This is a genomic window from Bacillus sp. ILBB4, assembly GCF_035064545.1.
Taxonomy (GTDB): domain Bacteria; phylum Bacillota; class Bacilli; order Bacillales; family Bacillaceae_H; genus Priestia.
In genome coordinates this window covers 277,627-300,031 of record NZ_JAIQVD010000001.1, presented here as the reverse complement: position 1 = coordinate 300,031, position 22,405 = coordinate 277,627, and the positions used below count along the sequence as shown (strand labels likewise).

Below are 22,405 nucleotides of genomic sequence, written 5' to 3'. Positions count from 1 at the left end.
ATCATCTACAATTTTATCCAATATATGCATAATTTATTTCATTAGATGAAATTTTGTAAAAGAGCAGGTAAATAGTTTGAATTTTGTGATAATATTAAAAGAGAGGGTTTGGTTAGTAGTTGATGTCTCTATCATAAAAGGAGGGGAAGTTATGTGCTGCAAACGGATCATGAAATAAAAAAGGTTGTTCATCGTTCGCTATCAGCTAAAATGATTGTAAAGCGCATGCTGTTTATTTTAGTGGGAGCCCTTTTAATGGCCGTCGGGCTAGAATTTTTTCTTGTCCCTAATGAGGTTATTGACGGTGGAATTGTAGGTATATCTATTATTTTATCCCACTTAACCGATGTTCAAATCGGCTTTTATATCTTCGTATTAAATCTTCCATTCTTTTTTATTGGCTACAAGCAAATTGGAAAAACATTTGCGCTATCTACGCTTTTAGGTGTTATCATTCTATCCATTGCTACCTCTATTTTTCACGACTTACCGGTCTTAACAGGTGATCCTCTTTTAGCCACTGTGTTTGGCGGAATTGTTCTCGGTGTGGGAGTAGGAATTGTTATTCGGTACGGAGGTTCGCTAGACGGCACCGAGATATTAGCTATTTTATTTAATAAGCGTACGCCTTTCTCTGTAGGTGAGACGATTATGTTTTTTAATTTATTTATTTTGGGAAGTGCCGGTTTTGTATTTGGCTGGGATCGCGCTATGTATTCTTTAATGGCTTACTTCATTGCTTTTAAAACGATTGATATTGTGATTCAAGGGTTAGATGAGTCTAAGTCAGCTTGGATTATCAGTGAACAATATGAACAAATTGGCGAAGCAATTCTTGCTCGTTTAGGGAGAGGCGTCACGTATTTAAATGGGGAAGGGGCGTATACGGGAGATGATAAAAAAGTAATTTTTTGTGTTATTACCAGGCTTGAAGAAGCAAAGCTAAAAGCGATTATCGATGAGATAGATCCATCTGCTTTTTTTGCTGTAGCAGCTATTGCTGAAGTTAGAGGAGGGAGGTTTAAAAAACGAGATATTCATTAGTGAAGGTTGTCTGCTAATGAGGCTGTCCCGTTATTACATGCAGCAGCCTTTTAAATTTTCTCTCTTTGTTTCGAGTATATGGAATGGTTTATGTCACTTCTGCTGCGTCCTGCTTTGGGCATATCGAACCTCTCTTTTTTCTTGTATATCTTTAAAACAAACATGTAAAATGTCTAAAAGATATAAAAAGAGTACATAGTAAAAAAACAGAAAGAGGGAGTGACATGAAAAAAACGTTAAAAACATTAGGAGTCGGTCTTGCTGTTCTTGTTGCAGTAACCGTGGCTTTTTTTGTCATATGGTCAGGTTTTGATTATGAACCTTCAAAGCAGCTTCACTCACTAGTAGATGAGAAAAAAGTAGTGAAGAAAGACGATTATTACGTATTCAAACCTCAAACGAACAAAGAGATAAAAGCCGGCTATATTATTTATCAAGGTGCTAAAGTAGAGCCGTTAGCATATGGCTATTATGCTCAGCAAATTGCAAATGAAGGATATCTTGTTGCTGTTGTAGATTCTCCGTTTAATATGAGTTTTTTTAGTCAAAACAAAGCAACGGATATTGTGAAGAGCTACCCGAAGATTTCCGCATGGTTTATCGGAGGGCATTCCCTTGGAGGAGTGAGTGCAGCCTCTTATGCGTATGATCATCAAGATTCAATAAAAGGCTTAGTTCTTTTAGCATCGTATCCGATGAATAAAAATAATTTTTCAACTTCCACTTATCCTATTTTGTCTTTAACCGGTGAGAAAGATGGTTTATCGGCACCTGGAAAAATTAAAGAAACCAAGCATTTACTTTCAAAAAATACGGAGCTGGTCCAAGTAAAAGGAGCTAATCACGCACAGTTTGGAATGTACGGGAAACAAAAAGGCGACAACAAAGCCAGTATTTCCACTAAAGAGCAGCAGGATGAGCTAGTAAAAAGAACGGTCAAGTGGTTAAACAGTCAAATGAAAAAGTCCGTCAGTAACTAACTGACGGACTCTTTTTCTTTTTTTTGGAAATAACGCTTGAAAAAATAACCAGTCAGTTATATAGTTAGTTACATAAGTAATGAACCACTTAAGTGAGGTAGTCAAAATGAAACAATCACTAGATCATCAGCGACCAATTTTCCAACAAATCAAAGAAACCATCGAAGAGAATATTTTGAATGATGCTTTTCCAGAAGAAGAAAGAGTACCGTCTACGAATGAATTTGCCAAAATGTATCGCATTAACCCTGCAACGGCAGCTAAAGGAATTAATCAGCTAGTTGACCACGGAATATTGTATAAAAAGAGAGGGATAGGGATGTTTGTATGTGCGGGCGCCAAAGAAGTATTGCTTACACAAAGAAAAGAAGAATTTTATAACCGTTTTATCGTTCCCCTGAAAAAAGAAGCACAGCATTTGGGGATTACGGTAAACGAGCTAAAAGAGCTGTTAGACAAGGGGGAAATAAAATGAATATAGAAGCGCAGTTGTTAAATAAATGCTATGGGTCTAAACAAGTGTTAAAAGACATTTCACTTACGCTAGCACAAAATAAAATATACGGGTTGCTAGGTAGAAACGGAGCCGGCAAAACGACTCTGATGCAAATTGTAGCAGGACATATTCCAGTTACGACAGGAGAGGTAAAAGTGGGAAATCAATCTCCATTTGAAAACCGCTCTGTTTTGCAAAACATCTGCTTAATTAACGAAAGCGGAAATTTCAAAAAAACATTAAAAGTCAAAGACGTGCTAAAAATTGCGTCACTTTTTTATCCTTACTGGAGTGAAGAAGCTGCTGAGAGGCTTATGGAAGAGTTCGATTTAGATTGTAATATGAAAGTGAAAGCATTATCTAAAGGTATGGAATCAGCATTAGGAATTATTGTTGGGCTATCTTCTCGAACGAGCATCACAATCTTTGATGAACCTTATATTGGACTTGATGCTGCGATGCGAGCGCGTTTTTATGAGCTTTTATTGGATGAATATGAAGAGTATCCACGCACGTTCATTATTTCAACGCATTTAATTGATGAGGTAAGTAATTTATTTGAAGAAGTACTCATTATGCAAAAAGGAAAGCTGATTCTTCAGGATACGGCAGAAAATTTGCAGCAGCGCTGCGTAAGTGTGAAAGGACCTAAAAGTCAAATTGAAGAATATGAAAAAGGAAAGCAAGTAATCCATGAACAAGTATTCGGAGGAGAGAAAAAAATAGTGCTCTTTAATGAAGATATTTATGCTGAAGAGCTTGTCGACAGTTCATTTCATGTAGAAGCTGTTCACATACAGGATATTATGATTTATCTTACAGCAAATCGTGGAGGTGTAGCATAATGAAAGGACAGTTTGCCGCCATTAGTTATTCGCTCTACGTTGAACTAAAGTATTTAATGATTCGCTTTTGGACGATTCTGTTAGCTTTTATTGTAGTAGATATTTTAGTGTTCAGTCAGGTGAATGAGCATCTTCTATTAGTAACAAGTATGCCGCAGTACATCTTTTCAGGTATTGTAAGTTTTATTATCATTCGAAAAAGTTTCTCCTTTTGCTTAAAGTTAGGAGCTACTCGTAAAGCATATCTTTTAACGATGACCTGTGTTTTTGCTTTATTTGCAATTGTAATGTCCCTTATCAATGTTGTCATCATGAGCATTTCAATAAAGGTGATTAATAGTTTCAATTTAATGAATGTTCAGCTTTATTATGCGAGCGATTTTATCTTTCATGACCCTACTGTCGCTGTTCACTTTTTAACGGACGCTGTATTTATCTTTTTTATTACAGCAGCATCGTGTTTGCTCGGCAGTATCGTTTACAAATTCGGGCAAACAGGAGGGATGATCACCGGTGCTGTTTTAATTTTACTGTTTACGATTCCAGTGACAAAAGAACCGGTTATTCATTTTATAAAAAGCCTTTCGAACGGGTCGCTGTTACTTACATTCGGAACAATGGTTATCGTAAGCTTCTTATTCTTTCTTATCAACTGGCTGTTTTTAAAAAAAGCGTCTCCTGTCCATCAAGCCTAATAAAAAAGCAATCATTCCTTTACTGAATGATTGCTTTTTTTATTGTACTTTTTTAGAGCAAGCTGCATCAATATCTAGAATCCAGTCGTGAAACTTTTGCTGAAGAAGTTGAAGAGAAGACTGATTGTTCGATACAATGTCCAGTCCGCGCTCGTCGTATAGGTGGAAGATGGTTTCTTTATTCAAATTCACAATATAACACTCTTCTTCAATAGCCGGATGAATATGAAGATCGCGGTTGGCAATTGATTGCAAAAGAAGCTTTTCTTTCACATCATTTGTTTTACAGGCAATAATATACTCAGCGTTATTTAATAATGCTACGGATTGAACTTCTTGTTTCTTCAGGCGAGAGCGAATGAATTTTTTAATAGCTGTTTCTTTTTTCTTTTTTAAAAGTAAATCATCCTGTGCAGCATTCGCTTTGAAAACAAGTAACAGCTCATCATTTTTTTCATGGAGTGTCTCAAAAATTTCATAAGCGCGTGCGTACACATTTTTCATGTATTCTCGTTCCCATACGCCTTTTTGATTGGTAAGGGTAAAGCGAATACCTGCGGGCGCGTTATAAAAAAGAGGTCTTTTCATTTGAACATTTGGAAACATTGTTGTTAAGTATGATTGAAGCCGCATTGTAGTCATACGCAACACCTCATTTAGTTTAGTCCTGACTTAATATGTTGAGTTTAGTCTATCACGTGATTAGCTAAATTTGTAAAGAAGTAATGTTATTTAATCAAAAGGTAACCAAACTGTTATATTTTGTTGATTTTGCATTATTTCTTTACACAACCTTTGCGGATGAACAGGTTTTTTCATACGCCTGTCGTATTACTTAACGTAGTAAAGACGTGAAGAAAGGATGATATACGGTGAAAAAACAGCTTTTTCTTATTTCAATTATTACAGCTGCTTTCTTTGTGCTCATTTTTCACAAAACGATCTTTCAAGAAGGTAATCCTCTCCCCATTGCATGGAGTATTGTAAAATTAAAATCTTCGGGTGAAGATGTTGTTCAAATATCCGATAAGCCTAAAAGGTATCTCATTCATTCAAATGACTACTTAACGTTTATTAAACAGATGAAAAAGAAGAAAGTGAATTTTCAATATCAAGATAATAAAAAATTTTATTTTAATAACGACAATGAACGCCAGCTGTTCGTCAGCAAAAACTATACCGATAAGTTCACGATTATGGAACTAAAGAAAAAAGAGCTCACTGAAGCTGGCGTTGAGTAATAAGAGCTAATCTCTGCCCTGTGTCCCAAAATCTTTAATTTGAACCTGAACATGATAGTCGATGGTCGACTGGCTAAAAATTTCATCCCATTCATGCTGATGTTTTTTCCAAAAATGAGGATGATGAATTCGCACGTAATCATGCAGGTCAATCACATCAGCTTTGTAGTTGTTTTGCAATAAGCGGAGTGTTTTTTCTGCGTCTTTTCGAATGATTTTTTCTATTTTTTTTTCGGTGTTCTTTACATTAGAGGCGGCAAGAGCCTGTTTTGAAGTCTCCCAATCTTCTGATAGCCTGCCGCTTGTTTGAACGTTGATGTCAAAATGAACGGAGTGATTTGAATCAATGCGGGCCTTCACATCTTGCTGAACATCTCCAATTTCATAGGAAAATGGGTATGATCTGTGTTTGCCATAAATAATTCCGCCTTTAATATTCCCCGTTAACCACGTTAAACCCTCCACTTGGTGCTGAGTTAAGGTGAATTTTGCTTTTTTATCTTTTATGATTGCCGCGCCGTCTATTTCAACGCTATTTTTTATTTTAGAAAGCCGCTGTATTAAAAAGCTTTGATCGGTTTTTAACTTAGCCGATAGCTCTCCCATTGTTAGGGGATTTAGAATTTTATTCGTTTTGAATTTATTGTAAACAAGCTCGTAAATTAAGTTTACAGGCGGTACAGACATTCCTTGAATCGTTAAAACGTTTTTAGCATCGCCTTTTGTAACAAACGCAAGGCTGCTGCGCCGTATTTCATTGTCACGGACAAACTGATTGATAAGCGCATCAAGAGGGATGGTCTTGCTCGCTTTTTCTCCTATTAAAAGTGCTCGCTGATGCTGGCTGTATATAGGATCAGATTTCAGCGAAATATTTCGCGTAATTTCATGAATTGTAGGACCAGCTGTTGTAATGTTTTTGTATGGAATGGAAGAAGACATATTTCCGGATTCCGTTTCGGTTAACGTTTGATGAGTCAGCACAAGCTGGTTTTTTCCTGTTTTTGGTTCGATTTTCGATGTAATATCCATTGCCACTCCTATAACAAGAGCAAGTTGTTCAATGTTTCGATGATTTGTGCAGCCGCACAATAAAAAAATGGCCATTATGACAGGAAGACATTTTTTCGTCATTTGAACACAACCTTTTTTATTTTCATTAACATGCTGAAAAAAAGAGGGATAACTAAAAATGTCACTAAAAATGCCCAGCCTAGAACAGTTGAATAATTCGACACGTCGCTTGCTGTTTTGGGCGCTAAAGAGCTCATAAATAGAACGGGCACAAGAAAGATAATATTAGTAGTTGATCGGTTTTTGAAAATCTTTTTAAATCCTGAAACAGCTAAAAAGAAATACATTACAAAGGTTAAAAAAAACTGAAGAAGCCAGACAATAAGTAAAAATAATTCAAGCCTCTCAAAGAAAATTCCTTTTACTTCATGCGTCTGAACAAATTCAATGGTAGGCCACACGGTTGTTTTTACTTCCGGGACGGATAACGCGCCGACAACTAATACGTAAGTGATAATATATAAAAGTAAAGGAATGGAAAATCCGATGATAGAAACTTTTCGTAAATGATTTTTGTTTTTCATATGCTTTGGAAGAAATACAATCGTTTCAATCCCTAAAAAGGAGACAGAGACGGTTGTAAAAGCAGAAAGAAGCGGACTGAAGCCATCAGCTAACACAGGCTGCAAGTTTTTTAAATCGACCATTCCAATACTAAGAAGATATAAGATAAGAAGAATAATGACCGTTACAGGGAAACATAGCGCCATTACTTTTCCGATAGAATCAATGCCGCCAGTGATTAAATAGACGCCTGTCAAAATAAACGAAAGGATAATTAACTCAATGGGCATCGTTTCCAGTAAATAAAAATGAATCATTTCTGCCATAGCTCTTACTTCAAAACTTGCTACAGATGTGAAATAAACGACTATAGCAAAGTTGAATATATTTCCAATCAGCTTGCCGGTTACTTCTTGCGAGAAATCAAACATACAGCTAATCGTAAAATACTTAACCATCCAGACTAAAAAAAGAACAATTCCAATAAACAAAAGGCCGTCCATAATAAGTACAATCCATCCATCTGCATTATTTGTCTGGTTTGTAATGCTGCTTGGCAGTGTTAATAAACCGACGCCCAGCATGGTTGAAGAAATAATTGAAATGGCATAAAAGTCTGAAAGAAGCTTGCTTGATTGTGACTGTGATTGTTCCATATGGTCCTCCTTGTGTCAGTTTTATTCCGATTTATTTTTAGACTGTTTTAGACTTTTGTTTGGCAGACGAATATAAGAGTCTTTCCAGGCTTTTTTATTTAACGCAAAAAACGGTTTGAAGTAAGCCATACCAAAACTTTCGAGCTTGGTTAGATGAATGACGAGAACAAGAAAAAACATGGTAACGCCATATAACCCAAAGATTGCTGCAATCATCATAGATACGAAACGCAAAATTCGAAACGAAAGGCCAATTCCGTACTGAGGAACGGTAAAGGACGCAATTGCCGATACAGATACAACAATAATCATAACGGAGCTAACGATATGGGCTTCCACCGCTGCTTGACCAATCACAACCCCGCCTACAAGTCCAACTGTTTGTCCAACAGGAGTAGGGAGACGCAGCCCGGCTTCGCGCAATAATTCAAGCGTCACTTCCATGACCACTGCTTCGATAAAAGGAGAAAAAGGAACGTTTTCTCGTGTGGCCGCAATCGTAATAGCTAGCTCAGTCGGAAGCAGGCCTTGGTTAAACGAAACGAGTGAAATATAAATAGCTGAAAAGAATAGGGTAATAAAAATAGACAAGTACCTTAGTAATCTTAGCAATGAACCGGCTATCCATCTTTCGTAATAATCATCGGGTGATTTCATAATCATATCGAAAGTTGTAGGCACTAAAAGAGCAAAAGGAGAGCCATCTACTAAAATGGCTACTCGCCCTTCATTCACCGCAGCGAGAACACGATCCGGTCTTTCTGTATTTTGTACTTGAGGGAACGGTGAGTAAGGTGCTTCTTCTAAAAATTCTTCAATCATTCCTGAGTCTTGAATGTTATCTAAAGGAATGTCTAATAATTTCTCTCGGACTTGATTCACGATGTGAGTTTGACAGTGTTTATTATGAAAAACGATACTTGTTCGATGTTCCTTTGTATTTCCAATATAAATGTCTTCAATAACCATTTCTTCTTCGGTAGAACGCTGCCTTAAAAGACCAAGGTTTTCATCTAAGTTTTCAATAAGAGCAATTTTAGGGCCACGCACTACTTTTTCTGTTGTAGGTTCACTTAAAGAGCGCTGTTTGGTCATAGACATATTTAATGAGTATGCCGTGGTGCTTTCGCTAATAAACAGCAGGGGCTGACCTTTAAAAAAACACGAGATCGCTTGCTTGTATGTATAAACTTCTTTGTCTTTAATGACAGAAATAAACGAATCGATGTCATCGAGTGTTTGCGTTTCACTTTTTGCTTTTGTCTCAACAACATGCTGAGTAAGATTATCAAGTTTTTCTCCGTCGACTAATCCTTGGAGATAAATAATACATATATATTTTGTGGGAGACAGCCATAATTTTTTGGAACCAACATCTGTATTTTGACCCACCAAATCTAGAAACGTTTGAACGGTGTAGTCTGCATTGGGCTGAAATTTTGAATCGAGCATAAATAAACTCACCGCCTGTTGTATTAATGAGTTTAGTGTTTACGATGTAAAAACGAGTTATGCGAAAAATGTGGAAGAATAGAAAAGATATGTTATGGTAAAGAAAAGAGGTGATGATATGCTACATTCATTTACGTTAAAAACGAATAAGCGTGACGAAATGATTGACGTTACGAGTCAGATGCAGGCAGTACTAAGAACAGAAGGGTTAAAAGAAGGGGCTGTAGTTGTTTACTGTCCTCATACAACCGCTGGTATAACAATTAATGAAAATGCGGATCCGGATGTAAAAACCGATATGATCCGACGCTTCGATGAAGTATATCCTTGGGAACATAAGTTAGATCTTCATATGGAAGGAAATACGGCGGCGCACCTCAAAGCGAGCACGGTCGGCTCCTCTCAGCATATAATCGTTCACGATGGGCAGCTGCTGCTAGGAACGTGGCAAGGAATTTATTTTTGTGAGTTTGATGGACCGAGGACTCGTACGTATTATGTAAAAATTTTATCGGCACAATAACTTTTTTTCATACGTCATTGTCCAACTTTTTTTTGAAAATTGTTATAAAACAAAGTTAATTTAATATAAATGTTATATAACAGTTAAAGGGAGAGATTGAACAATGGAAAAGATAGGTGCAGAACAAGAAACAGTAAAAAAAGAAAATGAAAAAACAAATTTTACATGGGTGGAAGAATACCCAACCATTTTAGACATTGTCAATGAGTATTACAGTACGTGTCGATAAAATGGGGAAGGCCGGAACAAAAGTATTTCAGTTGAAAGAGGATCCGAACGATGAATCGTTCGGATTTTTTCATTGTGATGGTGAACGCAGGTTTACTGCATGTAGCTATGTCTCAATATTTTTTTATAAAAAAGATATAATAGTAGTAATTTTCTTAAAATGTTTAATATAATAAATATTAGGGTACTGAATTGTATGAAATAAAGATAAAACGCATCGTTTCATACTATTTCCTTTTTTACCGCTAGTACAGCCTTGAAGAAAAAGTTTCATTTGATATACTAACTATACGCTTAGTCTTTAAGATAAAGATGAAGATTCATTGTTATTGTTACACGCAGTGAATGAGCTGCCTTTGCTTGGCGAAAACGTCGTACAAACAAAGACAGATAGCGAATTGTTTTGGGTGCGTTCATTTAGTTCAAAACAGGGAGGCGATTAGTCTATGTTACTTGTACGTATGGCCATGATTGGTTTCTTTTCATTAACAGCCATATCATTGTTCTCTTTTCAGTCCGTTGAAATTATCCATGCCATTATGGACTTTTTCTCATCAGCTGATAAGTACTAAAAAACTATATCTTTTTTAAATAAAAAGAGGATAGCCCTTAGGGGGCTATCCGTCAAAAACCGCCTTTTGGGCGGTTTTTTTATGCTTATAGCTGTGCTAACAAACGCACTGCATTCATTCTCTGATGACAAAGTCCACGTGTTTTTTTAAGCTCAACATTCGTTGAAATAAGTATTTACGTACTGTTCAAACTGAAGCCAATCGTCCACGCGAGGGACCTTTACTTCTTCGTTATACGGGTAGCTCATGGCAACAGCATGGCGACCTGTAGCTTGAAAAGCCTTCAAATTATGCGGTGCATCATCAAATAGCAAGTCTCCGTATATTTTATCTTTTTGGTGTGTAAACACGATATTGTATTTTCCGATAAACGGAAGGTGTTTTTCAACCCACTGCTCTTTTTCTGTATAAGCATAGGTACGGCTGCTTGTGACAATTAAAATGGCAAACCTTTCATAAAGTCGTTTAAGAACCTCAACAGCATGAGGCAGAGGTTTTAAATGTAAAAAAAGCCCCGGCTGATCGAGGTAGTCATAAATTTTTGTGCCGCATTCCGGCTTTACATACTTTTCTGATTCCCAGCATTTTAACTTTTCAACCGATAAGCTGTCGCAATAATCTTTGTTATATTGGTTATGCCAATCCGTCATAAGATCACAAATGACAGAATCCATGTCAATTAAAAGGGTGTGCATTTATTCAACTTCCTTTACAGTATTCATCTACAAGCTTGGTTTTGCAATGTAATGTGCTGCTTCTACTATACCAAATCTTTTACATGCAGAAAAAGAGCAAGCCGCATCAAAATCGCACAGCTTGCCCTTTTATAGAAACTACATTCTTTTAGCACCTAAATAGCGTTTGCTCCAATAGCTCTCTTTCAGAGAAGAGATGCTCACACCTTTAGATGAAGAGCAGTGAAGAAACTGGTTATTTCCTAAATAAATTCCTGCATGAGAAGGCCCTTTTGTATAGGTTTGAAAGAACACAATATCTCCAGCTTTTGGACTTGAGACGCGCGTTCCTTTTTGATAAATTTGAGCTACTGTTCGAGGAAGTTGAACCCCGCCGCCATGTTTGAACGCATAGCCAATAAAACCGCTGCAGTCAAAGCCGCTTGGCGTTGTTCCACCCCAGCGATATCGAACGCCCATATACTGTTTTCCTTTGTTAATCACTGCGTTAGGGTTATAGCGCGCTGAGCTAGAAGAAGATTTACCCTTTGCTGAAACGCCTAGTTTAGCATACGTTCCTTTTCCAACAATACCATCTGCTGCTAGTCCATTTTTGCGCTGAAATGATTTTACAGCAGAAGTTGTAACAGTCCCAAAGTATGTAGTCGTATTCCCTTTAAAATAACCTTTATTTTTCAACGTTTGTTGTAGTTGTTTAACATCTTGATGATTCATGCCTTGGCGAAGCGTTTGGTCGCCTAGAGCCGCTTGGCTGACAATCGGGCTAGTAGAAACAATAACGCCAGCAAGCGTAAGAGCTGCTATTACTTTTTTCATAAAACTAGTACCCCCTGAAAATTTTTCCTGATTTGAGTAAATTCATCATATCATCTTTCGACAGTGTTCTACGTTACAATTTCATTACATATATGAAAAAAATGAAATATAAAGGTGAATATAGTCTTATAAAAGCTGTAACTAAAAGGGTTCTTTAGATGTGCAATATTGCTAGAAAAACTTTGAATATTTGACGGTAAATAACTAAAAGATATGAAAAAGTATGTACATTTAAAATTTAACAAAGAAATATGTTGTGAATTACTACACAAAAAGTTCGAACTCGGGTAAAATGTAGAACTATAATATAGTAGTCATGTATGTGACTTTGATGAGGTGAAAGTAATGAAAAGAATAGGTGTATTAACAAGCGGCGGAGATTCTCCAGGTATGAATCCTGCGGTTCGTGCTGTTGTGCGTAAAGCAATTCATGAAGGTATGGAAGTTTACGGTATCTATCAAGGATATCAAGGGTTAATAGAAGGAAATATTAAAAAGCTAGAAGTTGGAGATGTTGGTGACATCATTCAACGCGGTGGAACTATGCTTTATTCTGCAAGATGTCCAGAATTCAAAACAGAAGAAGGGCGTTTAAAAGGTATTGAAAACCTTAAGAAGCACGGTATTGAAGGCTTAGTAGTTATTGGTGGAGACGGATCATATATGGGAGCTGTAAAACTAACAGAGCTTGGTTTCCCTTGTATCGGTATCCCAGGAACAATTGATAACGACATTCCAGGAACAGATTTTACATTAGGATTTGATACGGCTCTTCATACGGTTATCGATGCAATTGATAAAATCCGTGACACGGCGACTTCTCATGAACGTACGTTTATTATTGAGGTTATGGGTCGTAATGCAGGAGACATTGCTCTTTGGTCAGGTCTTGCTGGCGGTGCGGAAACAATCCTTATCCCAGAAGCAAAAGATGAGTTCCAAGAAATGGTAGATCGTTTGAGAAAAGGCCAAGAGCGCGGTAAAAAGCACAGCATTATTGTAGTAGCTGAAGGTGTAGCCAATGGTAATGAAGTGGCGAAGCAGCTTCATGAAGCTGCAGGTATTGAAACGCGTGTAACAGTATTAGGACACATTCAGCGCGGTGGTTCCCCAACTGCTCAAGATCGGGTGCTAGGAAGCCGTTTCGGCGGTCGTGCAGTCGAGCTTCTGCTAGAAGGTAAAGGCGGCCGTGCAATCGGTATCCGTAAAAATGAAATTGTAGATTATGATATTATGGAAATTTTAGGTGAACCTCACCATATCAATGCTGATATGTACCGTTTGTCTAAAGAGCTTTCAATCTAATCACAGTGTTGCTGAGGCGAAACTTCTTATATTGAAGGAGTTTCGTCTTTTTTTGATTGCATCCCTGTCCCTTCGCAGTGTTTGCATGTTTTCATGTAACCGATACCAGGAATAACGGCTAGCTTTCCGAGCCCTTTGCAAAAAGTGCAAATTAATTCAAAACCAAACATTGTTCCATCCCCTCTGTATACGTTTTCTTTCAGTTTATCATAAAAGTAGACAAATAATTTTAAAAATTATAGAAATAATTAAAAAAATGATTACATTTGAACAGCGAGTGATATAGTAAAGAGAGAAGACCATTTTACAAAAGAGGAGAGGAAGCGTGATGTTTAAACGAATTTTACTTGCCTCAGATGGCTCAGAGCATGCAGCTAAAGCAACAGAAAAAGCCGTTCAGCTGGCTCAGCTGACGGAAAACAGTTTTATTCAAGTTATTTATGCAGTAGAGGGTGATTCAAGATTAAAATCACTTAGCCGCGACGAGGAACGGGAAAGTCGGATACATACAACAGATGAAATTTTAAAGCAAGGAAACGTGGAGTATGAGATTACGTTTATGCATGGAGACGCGGCTAAAACAGTGATTCAATTTGCTAATCAAAATTCATTTGACCTTGTAGTAATAGGAAGCAGAGGGTTAAATCCTGTAAAAGGCATGCTGCTTGGAAGCGTGAGTTCTAAAATTGCACAGCAAGTAACGATTCCTGTGCTAATTGTTAAATAGGAGAGAAATGCAATGTCAAAACAGTACAAAGAATTAAAACAGCTCATTGATGATGCTAAACACATTTGTTTTTTTACGGGAGCAGGAATGAGCACAGAGTCAGGCATACCGGACTTTCGCTCTCAAAATGGCTTATATCGCCAAAACAAAAGCTTTGTGGACATAGTAGCTGCTGACTTCTATGAACAGTATCCTCATGAGTTTTGGCCGCTGTTTAAAGAGATTTTTCATATTAAAATGCTGCATCAGTATAAAGCAAATACGGGCCATCGCTTTATTGCTGAACTACAAGAAGCCAAAACCGTGCATGTGATTACGCAAAATATTGATGGCTTGCACCAAGATGCAGGAAGCACGAACGTTTTTGAGATTCATGGATCCATTAAGAGAGCTCATTGTCCAAGCTGTAAAGAAGAGTATGGCTTAGCGTATTTAAATCAGTCGGCTCTCCCACAATGTACAGCGTGTGAGCGCCTTTTAAAGCCAAATGTTGTTCTCTTTGGAGATGCCATTCATCAGTTCGATGAAGCAGTTACAGCAGCGCTGTCATCTGATTTATTCATCGTGCTTGGTTCATCGCTTGAAGTAGCACCGATTAATCAGATTCCGCTGCTTGTGAGCCGGTACAATCGTACAAACATGGTGATGATTAATAAAGAACCTACGCATTACGATTATTTGTTTGATTTGGTTATCTATGATTCCATTGGACAAGTGGTCGCAAATTTATAAGCGTCTATGCATGGACATAGCGCTTTTTTAGCATTTAGTGATAAAGTGTAGGGATGTATCATATGGTGTAGTACATCATCCATTCGCTAATGGATAGAAGGGATGTTTTCGCATATGAGTGTAGGCTTGAGAGTTTGTCTCTTCATTGTGGGTATTGCACTCAAAGTGACAGCTGTTTTGACTTTGATTTTTGAAATGAATCTTGTCCCTATTCACGGAAGGAGTCTCACTTATTATGCTGAAGCGATAGATGTGAAACTCCCCATTATCTGTTTTGTCCTTGGTTTTTTTTGTGTAGCAGCAAGCTTTTATTTACCTGCTAAAAATCGCCGCACCAGTAAATAGCAAGGGCAGGAGACTAACTAAAACGTTTGACTGCAAAGTTTTTAACATTTAAAATAAAGTCAATAAGTTTAAAAAGAAATAGGATAATTATTCCTTATTCTTTTTAGATATACGGAAATAGAGGTGATTGGATGGGGCAGTGTACCACGTTGGCGAAGTAGCATTATATGCACCAGTGTCAAAGCGTACAATACAGTATTATATAAACCTACATTTGCTTCACGCATATCGCTCTTTATCACATAATCGCTCTTTTAAGACGTTAACAGACTTTAACTTTATAAAGATTGTAAACTACTAAATTTTTTATAAATGAATGGAAGAGAGAATCAGCGCTGAAGCAACATCATGAAATGAAGCGATGTGAGCCATTGCTTCACATCTAGAACAGCTGAATAAAGAATGACCTGCTACACTAACGAGTGAAACGTGAGATAAGGAAGAAAGACTGGCAGTTTTGCTCCATATAAAAATGTTTATACATTTATCATGTGATTCCTCCTTATATGCACTTTTCCAAGTGATCAGTACAGGGATAGAGTTCTTTATCCAAATTTTTTATTTTTTAGGAGGTGAGTCCTTACTCGTTTTTAAACGAGCTAAGGAACTTGATTGGACATATTTAACTTGATTTTACTAGCGGTACTGATTGCATTAACTGCTTTTTTCGTTGCTACCGAGTTTGCGATTATTCGCGTGAGGAGTTCCAAAGTGGATCAGCTTATAGCAGAAGGGAGCAGCAATGCAAAAGCTGCGAAGCAAGTTATTTCAAATTTAGATGAATACTTATCTGCGTGTCAGCTTGGTATTACGATTACTGCGCTGGGAATTGGTTGGTTAGGAGAGCCTACACTTTCGCATCTCCTCTCACCATTACTTGATCAACTAGGGATAAGCGGAGCTTTAACAAAAGTACTATCTGTTGCGATTTCTTTTGCGGTTGTTACATTTATAAACGTTGTGGTCGGAGAGCTTGCTCCGAAAACATTTGCAATTCAAAAAGCAGAGAAAGTCACTTTATTATTTGTTCGTCCGCTTATACTCTTTTATAAAGTAACCTATCCTTTCATTTGGCTATTAAACAGTTCTTCTCGTTTAATAACAGGGTTATTTGGTCTAAAGCCTGCTTCAGAAAATGAGCTTGCACACAGTGAAGAAGAGCTTCGCATCTTGTTATCAGAAAGCTATAAAAGCGGTGAAATCAATCAATCGGAGTTTAAATATGTAAGTAAAATTTTTGACTTTGATGATCGCGTTGCCAAGGAGATTATGGTGCCGCGTACGGAAGTCGTTTCGATTGACCAGGAAGATACAGTCGAATACATCCTTGAGATGGTCCAAGAAGAGCGGTTTACCCGCTATCCGGTCATCGATGGAGATAAAGATCATATTATTGGAATGGTCAATATGAAAGAGATTTTAACCGAGATTGTCATGAACAACAGCAAGGAAAAAATAGATTTAAAACAGTATATCCGTCCTGTTATTGAAGTAATTGAATCGATTCCTATTCATGATTTATTGCTTAAGATGCAGCGTGAACGCATCCATATGGCTATTTTAATTGATGAATACGGTGGAACAGCAGGGATTGTAACAGTAGAGGATATTTTAGAGGAAATTGTCGGTGAAATTCGTGATGAATTTGATGCGGATGAACTTCCATTAATTCAGAAAGTCAAACCCGATCATTATATTGTAGATGGAAAGTTATTAGTAAGTGAGCTTAACGAGCTGCTTGGCACAACAATTGATGATACGGATGTTGATACAATTGGAGGCTGGGTCTTGACGGAAAAATATGACGTCAAGCAAGGAGAAAGCCTTAGCTTTGATCAGTATGACTTTACCGTTACGAAAATGGAAGGCCATCACATTCAATATATTGATGTGATCAAAAAACGTCAGGTGCATCAAAGCACGGATGAAGCGGTTAATGTGTCGGACATGAACCAGTCACAGGCTTTATCTTCGTAACAAAAAGGCGCATTGCAAAAGAGCAGTGCGCCTTTCTTATGAAAAAAGCGTGCTGAGAAGATGATAAAGTCATATGATGGAACTAAGGGATAATATTACCGCTATGAATCTTGAAATCAATTTGCTTTAATAAAAGTATGAAAACTCTATCAAAACTTTTATTAGTAACACTGTTGTCTGTCACTCTAGCTTTTGGTCTTAATAACACTGCGCAAGCAGCAACCGTACATACCGTTCAATCGGGAGATACGATGTGGAAAATAGCAGTAAAATATCAGGTTGGCGTTTCCGAGCTGATTGAAGCGAATGCTGCTATTAAAAATCCTAATTCGATCTATCCGGGACAGAAAATTACTATTCCAACCGATAAAGCAGGAAGTTCATACGAAGAGCAAGTGGTTCAGCTAGTGAATCAAGAACGTGCTAAAGTAGGACTTAAGCCTTTAAAGTCTAATTGGGAAGTAGCTCGCGTTGCTCGCTATAAATCGCAGGATATGATTGATAAAAATTATTTTAGTCATACATCGCCTACATATGGAAGTCCGTTCGACATGATGAAAAACTTTGGTATTACATACAGTACAGCAGGTGAAAATATCGCTGCTGGACAAGCAACTCCAAAAGAAGTGGTTAACGCATGGATGAATAGCGAAGGTCACCGTAAAAACATACTATCGAGTCAATTTACCGAAATCGGAGTAGGTTACGCTAAAGGTGGAAGCTACGGCCATTACTGGACTCAAATGTTCATTTCAAACTAAAAAAGAAAGGAAAAAAAGCTGACTTAGTAGTCAGCTTTTTTAGCTTCGAGCACTTTCTAGAAATTCTTTTGGATTGCCAGAAAGCTTTCCGTCCTGCTCAACGATGAGTGTGCGCGTAGGGAAAGCAAATTCTACGCCTTCTTCTTCAAGAATGTCCATAATTTCGAAGTTTATATTTTCTTTTACATCTAAATAATCAGCAAAAACGGTTGTATTTGTAAAGAAATACAGATAGATATTTAGACTAGATTCATAGAAACCGTCAAAATTTACAAGAATCGTTTCATTGTGAATTTCTTCGTGCTCCGTCAGCATCTTTTTAATTCTTGTCACTACGGTTTCTAACTTTTCTTTTGGTGTATTATAATTCAAGTTTAAATGAAAGGCAATTTGACGTTTTCCCATCTTAGCCCAGTTGATAATAGGCTCATTAGAAAGAGTAGCATTTGGAACCGTTACGACTGCTTGAGCGAACGTTCGAACTTTGGTGCTTCGAAACGTAATATCTTCTACAACGCCTTCAACACTCGGTGTTTTAATCCAATCTCCAATAGTAAAAGGCTTTTCGGTAATAATCACAATTCCGCCGAATAAATTACTAACGGTGTCTTTTGCGGCTAGGGCAAAAGCAAGACCACCTAACCCAAGACCCGCTACAAAGCCGTTTACGTTAAAACCCCATTCTTCTGCGATGATGGATATAGAAAGCATAACAACAACGATGCGGATGAACTTTTCAATAAAAGGAATAATGATTCGATCCACTTGGATATCAAAGCTTTTGGCAAACGTTGCAAAAAATAAATTGGTAGAAGCAGCTAAATTATACAAGCCCCATCCTGCAAGGCCAACAGAAGCTGAACGAACTAAATGTCTTTCCGTGTCGGCTGTTAAAACATCAAAGGGAAGATAGGGAAGAGCAAGCTTGAAACCAATAATCACAAAAATCCAGCGCAGCGGCTTTTCAAAAGCTTCTAAAACGCTCGTAATTAAATTGATTTTTTTATTTTTGACAAAACCAATAATAAACTTAAACAAATAAGTCGTGAACAGCTTGCGAAGAATTAAAAAGATCAGAAAGATCCCAATCGCAATCACGATTTTTTTCCAATCATCTAAAGATGACAGAGACTTCAAAAAATCCATACAATCCTCCTAGTTACCAAAACTGTGCTACAGTTCATTTATATCCGTCAATTAAAGCATTTCTATGTAGAGTGTACTGTACCCTAAATTCATGCTTTTTAAAAGCTTCTTCCCTATTAAAATAGCATAAAAATACCCGTAAATCTATTTAAGTGATAATTATGAATATATCTCTTTTTAGTAAAAGAGACAGACAATAGTCTGAAAATAAGTTGTATAATAAATAGGTGATATTATAAACATTAATTTATCTTATTATTTATTTAAAACGTTCGTTGGAGGGAGAAGCTTTGTTAAGTCAATTAAATAGAATGCTAGAAAAATTGATGCCCTTTATTACGCCGGTCAGCTTACTCATAGGAGTGCTTATCGGTTCGTCACTGAGTCAGTATACCTTTTTAATTCCATGGCTTTTTGCATTAATGACGTTTGCTGGAAGTTTAAACTCAAATTTTCAGCAGTTAAACGCCACCATACACCGTCCATTTCCAATCGTTATGGCCCTGTTTGTTTTACATATTTTTATGCCAGCGTGGGCTTGGAGCGTTGGCCAGGTGATTTTTCCGCATGATGTATTTACAAGCACGGGCCTTTTACTAGCAGCGATTATTCCAACCGGAGTGACTAGTTTTATATGGGTCTCTATTTACAAAGGAAGCATTCCTCTTGCGCTGTCCATTATTTTAATTGATACTCTTTTAGCGCCGCTTATCGTTCCTTATACGCTTTTATTGGTGGTTGGAGACACCGTGCATTTGGAAGCGCTAAAGCTAGTCAAAGATTTATGTTTTATGATTGTCCTTCCATCTCTGTTAGGCATGTGCTTAAATCAATATACAAAAGGAACAATTAAGCAGACATTAGGACCAAAGCTGGCACCTGTTTCAAAAATAGGGTTAAGTGTGATGGTCATGGTAAACGGGGGAGTGATTGCCCCTTATTTAAAACATATCGATAAAAAACTGCTGTTTATCATCGTGATCGTCTTTTTAATGAGTTCAGCTGGTTATTTCTTTAGCTGGATGATTGGTAAATGGCTAAGGTGGGACCGAGCAAAAGTTGTGACGCTTACGTTTTGCGGGGGCATGAGAAATATTAGCGCCGGAGCCGTATTAGCGGTATCTTATTTTCCAGCTCCCGTTGCTGTACCCGTCGTACTAGGGATGTTATTCCAGCAGGTATTAGCCGCTTTATCAGGGCGTTTAGTTCAAAACTATTACCAGAAAAAAGACGCTGAATTTGTTTCATTAAAATAAATGGAAGAAGCAAGGGACGAACCACAGTAATCATAAAGTAAGCACTCTGTTTTAATGATGAGAGATAAGGTGCTTTTACGCTTGCTGCGTTCAAGATAAAGAGATGATTAGAAAAAGAAACGGTGTGGCATACTAGAAAGAAAAAGGTCGGATATTCTTGCTTATCAATATAGCGCTGGCGTTTGTTTTACCTTGGATTTTTGGCACACTTTATTTACATCCTAAAAATCGTCGTTTAATGCCTTTAGTAGGAACTGCTTTTTGCATTTTAGCAATCATTGTCAATGAATTAGGGAGTTATTATGGCTTTTGGGAACTCCGCACTTCTTTAGAAAATGAAGCATTAGAGGCGCTGCCTTTTAATTTAGGCGTCTATCCTGTATTGGCCAGCTATATGATTTTTTTAATCCAGCGAATCGGAAAACCTTATTTTTTTATTTTTCTTATTGCGCTGTTTACAACATTTTTAGAAGGAACGTATGTGCATATGGAAAGAGTTATATACGGAAACGGGTGGAATCTCGGCTGGACATTTTTTTCCTACTGGATTCCGTACAGCGTGATTTATTTATACTATAGGTATTTGGTTAGTCTTAGACTGCTTCACTAGAAGAAAGAAAAAGAAGTAAATATGCACAATAAAAAAAGCCGTGAATATTCACGGCTTTTTTTGTTAGATCGCTTTTTTCGAGCTGGATTTATCTTTTGAATGATCCCACGCATCAATATTATCAAGTCCAGAAATGCTGTCTTGATAGAAGACAGGGTCTTTTCCAGCTTTCTTTTGGGCAAGATAATCTTTGAGTGCGGCAAAGGAAACTTTTGACAGCAGGAGAATTGCGATTAAGTTGACTACTACCATAAAGCCCATAAACAGATCTGCTAAATCCCATACAAGCTGAATTTGAGAAATAGAACCGAACACAATCATTGCAAGTACAGCAACACGATAAGTCATCAGCCAAGCTTTATTTGTGTTCAAGAACTCAATATTTGTTTCTCCATAGTAGTAGTTACCAATTAATGTACTAAAAGCAAATAGGAAAATCATAATCGCAAGAGCACCTGCTGCCCAAGAACCAATGTGAGTGCTTAAAGCAGCCTGTGTTAACTCAATACCGCTTAAATTTTTATTTGTGTAAGCACCTGAAAGTAAAATGATAAAGGCAGTACTGCTACAAATAATAAGCGTATCCGTTAATACACCAAAGGCTTGAATCAATCCCTGTTTTACCGGGTGGCTTGTTGTTGCAGCAGCTGCAGCGTTTGGCGCGCTACCCATACCCGCTTCGTTTGAGAATAATCCGCGTTTAATTCCTTGCATAAGAGCTGCTCCAAGAGAACCTCCGGCAATTTGCTCGAAACCAAATGCATTTTTTACGATTAACGCAATAAGAGAAGGCATCTCTTGAATGTTCATAATAATAATAAAGAGTGCTACGCCAATGTAGGCAACAGCCAGTACTACCACAATATATTCTGACATTTTTGCAATACGCTTAACTCCACCAAAAATAATGGCAGCGAAAGCCACTGTCATAATAATTCCTAACACTAAACGATTTGTTCCGAACGCATTTTCAAAAGCAAGAGTAATCGTGTTCGATTGTACAGCATTAAAAATTAAGCCGAATGATAAAGTGATTAAGACAGCAAACAGTCCGCCCATCCAGCGCTTCTTTAAACCTTTTTCCATATAGTAAGCCGGTCCGCCTCGGAAGCCGCCGTCTTTGTCTTTTACTTTGTATATTTGTGCTAATGTACTTTCGATAAATGCTGAAGCTGAACCGATAACGGCAAGCACCCACATCCAAAATACAGCACCAGGTCCCCCTAAAGCGATCGCAATCGCAATACCTGTAATGTTCCCAGTACCAACGCGGGCTGCCATACTAATACAAAATGCTTGGAATGGCGAAATTCCGTCTTTAGAAGAGCTATCCGCACCTTCTTTTAATACACGAATCATTTCTCTTAATAACCGAATTTGTAAAAACTTTGACCTGAATGTAAAAAACAAACCAAATGCAATCAGCATCGCAATCAGTAAGTAGGACCAAAGAAATTCGTTGATTGAACTAACAAAACCTTGAACTACTTCTTGCATAGTTTCACCTCTTCATGAATTATAGTAGAATAATAATAAAAAACGTGAATTTATAGAATTTTCCCTCTATTTAGATAGATCTCCCTATTTCCCCGCTGTTTTTCTTCATTATCCTTGTCGAATCTTGTTGCTAAATCTGAACCTTATATATATATAAAATAATAATTTTGGTCTTTTGTCAACTAACCTCACATGGAAAAATAGGGTGATATGACAAATGAAGCGGGT

General features: G+C 37.4%; 25 protein-coding genes and 1 pseudogene. 17 read left to right on the top strand and 9 right to left on the bottom strand.

Annotation, left to right across the window (positions count from 1 at the left end; translation table 11 throughout):
• Nucleotides 1–153 precede the first annotated feature (153 nt).
• The 5 genes from LAV82_RS01725 to LAV82_RS01705 all read left to right on the top strand — a co-directional run bounded on the left by LAV82_RS01725 (nucleotide 154) and on the right by LAV82_RS01705 (nucleotide 4,060).
• Nucleotides 154–1,044, top strand: coding sequence for a YitT family protein (locus LAV82_RS01725; RefSeq protein ID WP_029323915.1), 891 nt, complete (start codon nucleotides 154–156; stop codon nucleotides 1,042–1,044).
• A gap of 224 nt (nucleotides 1,045–1,268) precedes the next feature.
• Nucleotides 1,269–2,024: an alpha/beta family hydrolase gene (locus tag LAV82_RS01720; protein WP_499715541.1), complete on the top strand. Its 756-nt coding sequence runs from the start codon at nucleotides 1,269–1,271 to the stop codon at nucleotides 2,022–2,024.
• 106 nt (nucleotides 2,025–2,130) lie between these two features.
• Nucleotides 2,131–2,499 carry a GntR family transcriptional regulator gene (locus tag LAV82_RS01715; protein ID WP_013058691.1) on the top strand — a complete coding sequence of 123 codons (369 nt, stop codon included), beginning with the start codon at nucleotides 2,131–2,133 and terminating at the stop codon, nucleotides 2,497–2,499.
• Nucleotides 2,496–3,365 carry an ABC transporter ATP-binding protein gene (locus LAV82_RS01710; protein WP_029323912.1) on the top strand — a complete coding sequence of 290 codons (870 nt, stop codon included), beginning with the start codon at nucleotides 2,496–2,498 and terminating at the stop codon, nucleotides 3,363–3,365. The genes LAV82_RS01715 and LAV82_RS01710 overlap by 4 nt, the downstream gene beginning before the upstream one ends.
• Nucleotides 3,365–4,060 (top strand): hypothetical protein, encoded by a 696-nt coding sequence (locus LAV82_RS01705; RefSeq protein ID WP_499715539.1) that lies wholly within the window; start codon nucleotides 3,365–3,367, stop codon nucleotides 4,058–4,060. Before LAV82_RS01710 ends, LAV82_RS01705 begins: the two co-directional genes overlap by 1 nt.
• A gap of 39 nt (nucleotides 4,061–4,099) precedes the next feature.
• Here LAV82_RS01705 and LAV82_RS01700 read toward each other — a convergent pair whose 3' ends face one another.
• On the bottom strand, nucleotides 4,100–4,702 hold the full coding sequence (locus LAV82_RS01700; RefSeq protein ID WP_013058688.1) for a DUF3885 domain-containing protein: 603 nt from the start codon (nucleotides 4,700–4,702) through the stop codon (nucleotides 4,100–4,102).
• A 230-nt stretch (nucleotides 4,703–4,932) separates the two neighbouring features.
• Between LAV82_RS01700 and LAV82_RS01695 the strand changes: the two genes are divergently transcribed.
• Nucleotides 4,933–5,301: a hypothetical protein gene (locus tag LAV82_RS01695; RefSeq protein ID WP_211077451.1), complete on the top strand. Its 369-nt coding sequence runs from the start codon at nucleotides 4,933–4,935 to the stop codon at nucleotides 5,299–5,301.
• A 6-nt stretch (nucleotides 5,302–5,307) separates the two neighbouring features.
• On the opposite strand, the gene LAV82_RS01690 is transcribed toward LAV82_RS01695, so the two are convergent.
• From LAV82_RS01690 to LAV82_RS01680, 3 genes are read right to left on the bottom strand one after another with little or no spacing between them, the layout of a single operon-like run.
• On the bottom strand, nucleotides 5,308–6,435 hold the full coding sequence (locus LAV82_RS01690) for a Ger(x)C family spore germination protein (RefSeq protein WP_013058686.1): 1,128 nt from the start codon (nucleotides 6,433–6,435) through the stop codon (nucleotides 5,308–5,310).
• On the bottom strand, nucleotides 6,432–7,535 hold the full coding sequence (locus tag LAV82_RS01685; RefSeq protein ID WP_098547263.1) for a GerAB/ArcD/ProY family transporter: 1,104 nt from the start codon (nucleotides 7,533–7,535) through the stop codon (nucleotides 6,432–6,434). The genes LAV82_RS01690 and LAV82_RS01685 overlap by 4 nt, the downstream gene beginning before the upstream one ends.
• A gap of 21 nt (nucleotides 7,536–7,556) precedes the next feature.
• Nucleotides 7,557–8,987, bottom strand: a complete 1,431-nt coding sequence (locus LAV82_RS01680) for a spore germination protein (protein ID WP_029323899.1) — start codon at nucleotides 8,985–8,987, stop codon at nucleotides 7,557–7,559.
• A gap of 118 nt (nucleotides 8,988–9,105) precedes the next feature.
• Here LAV82_RS01680 and LAV82_RS01675 point away from each other — a divergent pair, with 118 nt between their 5' ends.
• From LAV82_RS01675 to LAV82_RS01665, 3 genes are all read left to right on the top strand, one after another.
• The gene (locus tag LAV82_RS01675) at nucleotides 9,106–9,510 is read left to right on the top strand and encodes a secondary thiamine-phosphate synthase enzyme YjbQ (RefSeq protein WP_499715536.1); all 405 of its coding nucleotides are present in this window, start codon (nucleotides 9,106–9,108) and stop codon (nucleotides 9,508–9,510) included.
• 103 nt (nucleotides 9,511–9,613) lie between these two features.
• A complete protein-coding gene (locus LAV82_RS01670; RefSeq protein WP_016765283.1) occupies nucleotides 9,614–9,739 on the top strand; it encodes a hypothetical protein in 126 nt (41 codons plus the stop codon).
• 445 nt (nucleotides 9,740–10,184) lie between these two features.
• Nucleotides 10,185–10,310 carry a hypothetical protein gene (locus LAV82_RS01665; RefSeq protein WP_013058681.1) on the top strand — a complete coding sequence of 42 codons (126 nt, stop codon included), beginning with the start codon at nucleotides 10,185–10,187 and terminating at the stop codon, nucleotides 10,308–10,310.
• Between the two features lie 152 nt (nucleotides 10,311–10,462).
• On the opposite strand, the gene LAV82_RS01660 is transcribed toward LAV82_RS01665, so the two are convergent.
• Both LAV82_RS01660 and LAV82_RS01655 read right to left on the bottom strand, forming a co-directional pair.
• Nucleotides 10,463–11,005: a 5' nucleotidase, NT5C type gene (locus LAV82_RS01660; RefSeq protein WP_013058680.1), complete on the bottom strand. Its 543-nt coding sequence runs from the start codon at nucleotides 11,003–11,005 to the stop codon at nucleotides 10,463–10,465.
• A gap of 138 nt (nucleotides 11,006–11,143) precedes the next feature.
• A pseudogene (locus LAV82_RS01655) lies at nucleotides 11,144–11,731 on the bottom strand (C40 family peptidase); the annotation flags it as partial.
• Nucleotides 11,732–12,166: 435 nt separating this feature from the next.
• On the opposite strand from LAV82_RS01655, the gene pfkA reads away from it, so the two are divergent.
• A complete protein-coding gene (gene pfkA, locus LAV82_RS01650; protein WP_013058678.1) occupies nucleotides 12,167–13,126 on the top strand; it encodes a 6-phosphofructokinase in 960 nt (319 codons plus the stop codon).
• Nucleotides 13,127–13,152: 26 nt separating this feature from the next.
• Here pfkA and LAV82_RS01645 read toward each other — a convergent pair whose 3' ends face one another.
• The gene (locus LAV82_RS01645; protein WP_013058677.1) at nucleotides 13,153–13,296 is read right to left on the bottom strand and encodes a hypothetical protein; all 144 of its coding nucleotides are present in this window, start codon (nucleotides 13,294–13,296) and stop codon (nucleotides 13,153–13,155) included.
• A 158-nt stretch (nucleotides 13,297–13,454) separates the two neighbouring features.
• Between LAV82_RS01645 and LAV82_RS01640 the strand changes: the two genes are divergently transcribed.
• From LAV82_RS01640 to safA, 5 genes are all read left to right on the top strand, one after another.
• On the top strand, nucleotides 13,455–13,853 hold the full coding sequence (locus LAV82_RS01640) for a universal stress protein (RefSeq protein ID WP_013058676.1): 399 nt from the start codon (nucleotides 13,455–13,457) through the stop codon (nucleotides 13,851–13,853).
• Nucleotides 13,854–13,865: 12 nt separating this feature from the next.
• Entirely contained in the window at nucleotides 13,866–14,585 is a 720-nt protein-coding gene (locus LAV82_RS01635) for an NAD-dependent protein deacylase (protein ID WP_499715533.1), read from the top strand.
• Nucleotides 14,586–14,699: 114 nt separating this feature from the next.
• Nucleotides 14,700–14,930: a YuzI family membrane protein gene (locus LAV82_RS01630; protein WP_499715531.1), complete on the top strand. Its 231-nt coding sequence runs from the start codon at nucleotides 14,700–14,702 to the stop codon at nucleotides 14,928–14,930.
• A 612-nt stretch (nucleotides 14,931–15,542) separates the two neighbouring features.
• The gene (locus LAV82_RS01625) at nucleotides 15,543–16,907 is read left to right on the top strand and encodes a hemolysin family protein (protein WP_028415084.1); all 1,365 of its coding nucleotides are present in this window, start codon (nucleotides 15,543–15,545) and stop codon (nucleotides 16,905–16,907) included.
• Between the two features lie 137 nt (nucleotides 16,908–17,044).
• Entirely contained in the window at nucleotides 17,045–17,668 is a 624-nt protein-coding gene (gene safA / locus LAV82_RS01620; protein ID WP_088567421.1) for a SafA/ExsA family spore coat assembly protein, read from the top strand.
• 39 nt (nucleotides 17,669–17,707) lie between these two features.
• Here the strand turns inward: safA and LAV82_RS01615 are convergent, their stop codons facing one another.
• On the bottom strand, nucleotides 17,708–18,814 hold the full coding sequence (locus LAV82_RS01615; protein ID WP_013058671.1) for a mechanosensitive ion channel family protein: 1,107 nt from the start codon (nucleotides 18,812–18,814) through the stop codon (nucleotides 17,708–17,710).
• Between the two features lie 290 nt (nucleotides 18,815–19,104).
• On the opposite strand from LAV82_RS01615, the gene LAV82_RS01610 reads away from it, so the two are divergent.
• Nucleotides 19,105–20,070: a bile acid:sodium symporter family protein gene (locus tag LAV82_RS01610; protein ID WP_013058670.1), complete on the top strand. Its 966-nt coding sequence runs from the start codon at nucleotides 19,105–19,107 to the stop codon at nucleotides 20,068–20,070.
• 157 nt (nucleotides 20,071–20,227) lie between these two features.
• A complete protein-coding gene (locus LAV82_RS01605; protein WP_499715528.1) occupies nucleotides 20,228–20,680 on the top strand; it encodes a CBO0543 family protein in 453 nt (150 codons plus the stop codon).
• 63 nt (nucleotides 20,681–20,743) lie between these two features.
• On the opposite strand, the gene LAV82_RS01600 is transcribed toward LAV82_RS01605, so the two are convergent.
• On the bottom strand, nucleotides 20,744–22,177 hold the full coding sequence (locus LAV82_RS01600; RefSeq protein ID WP_499715527.1) for an alanine/glycine:cation symporter family protein: 1,434 nt from the start codon (nucleotides 22,175–22,177) through the stop codon (nucleotides 20,744–20,746).
• Nucleotides 22,178–22,405 lie beyond the last annotated feature (228 nt).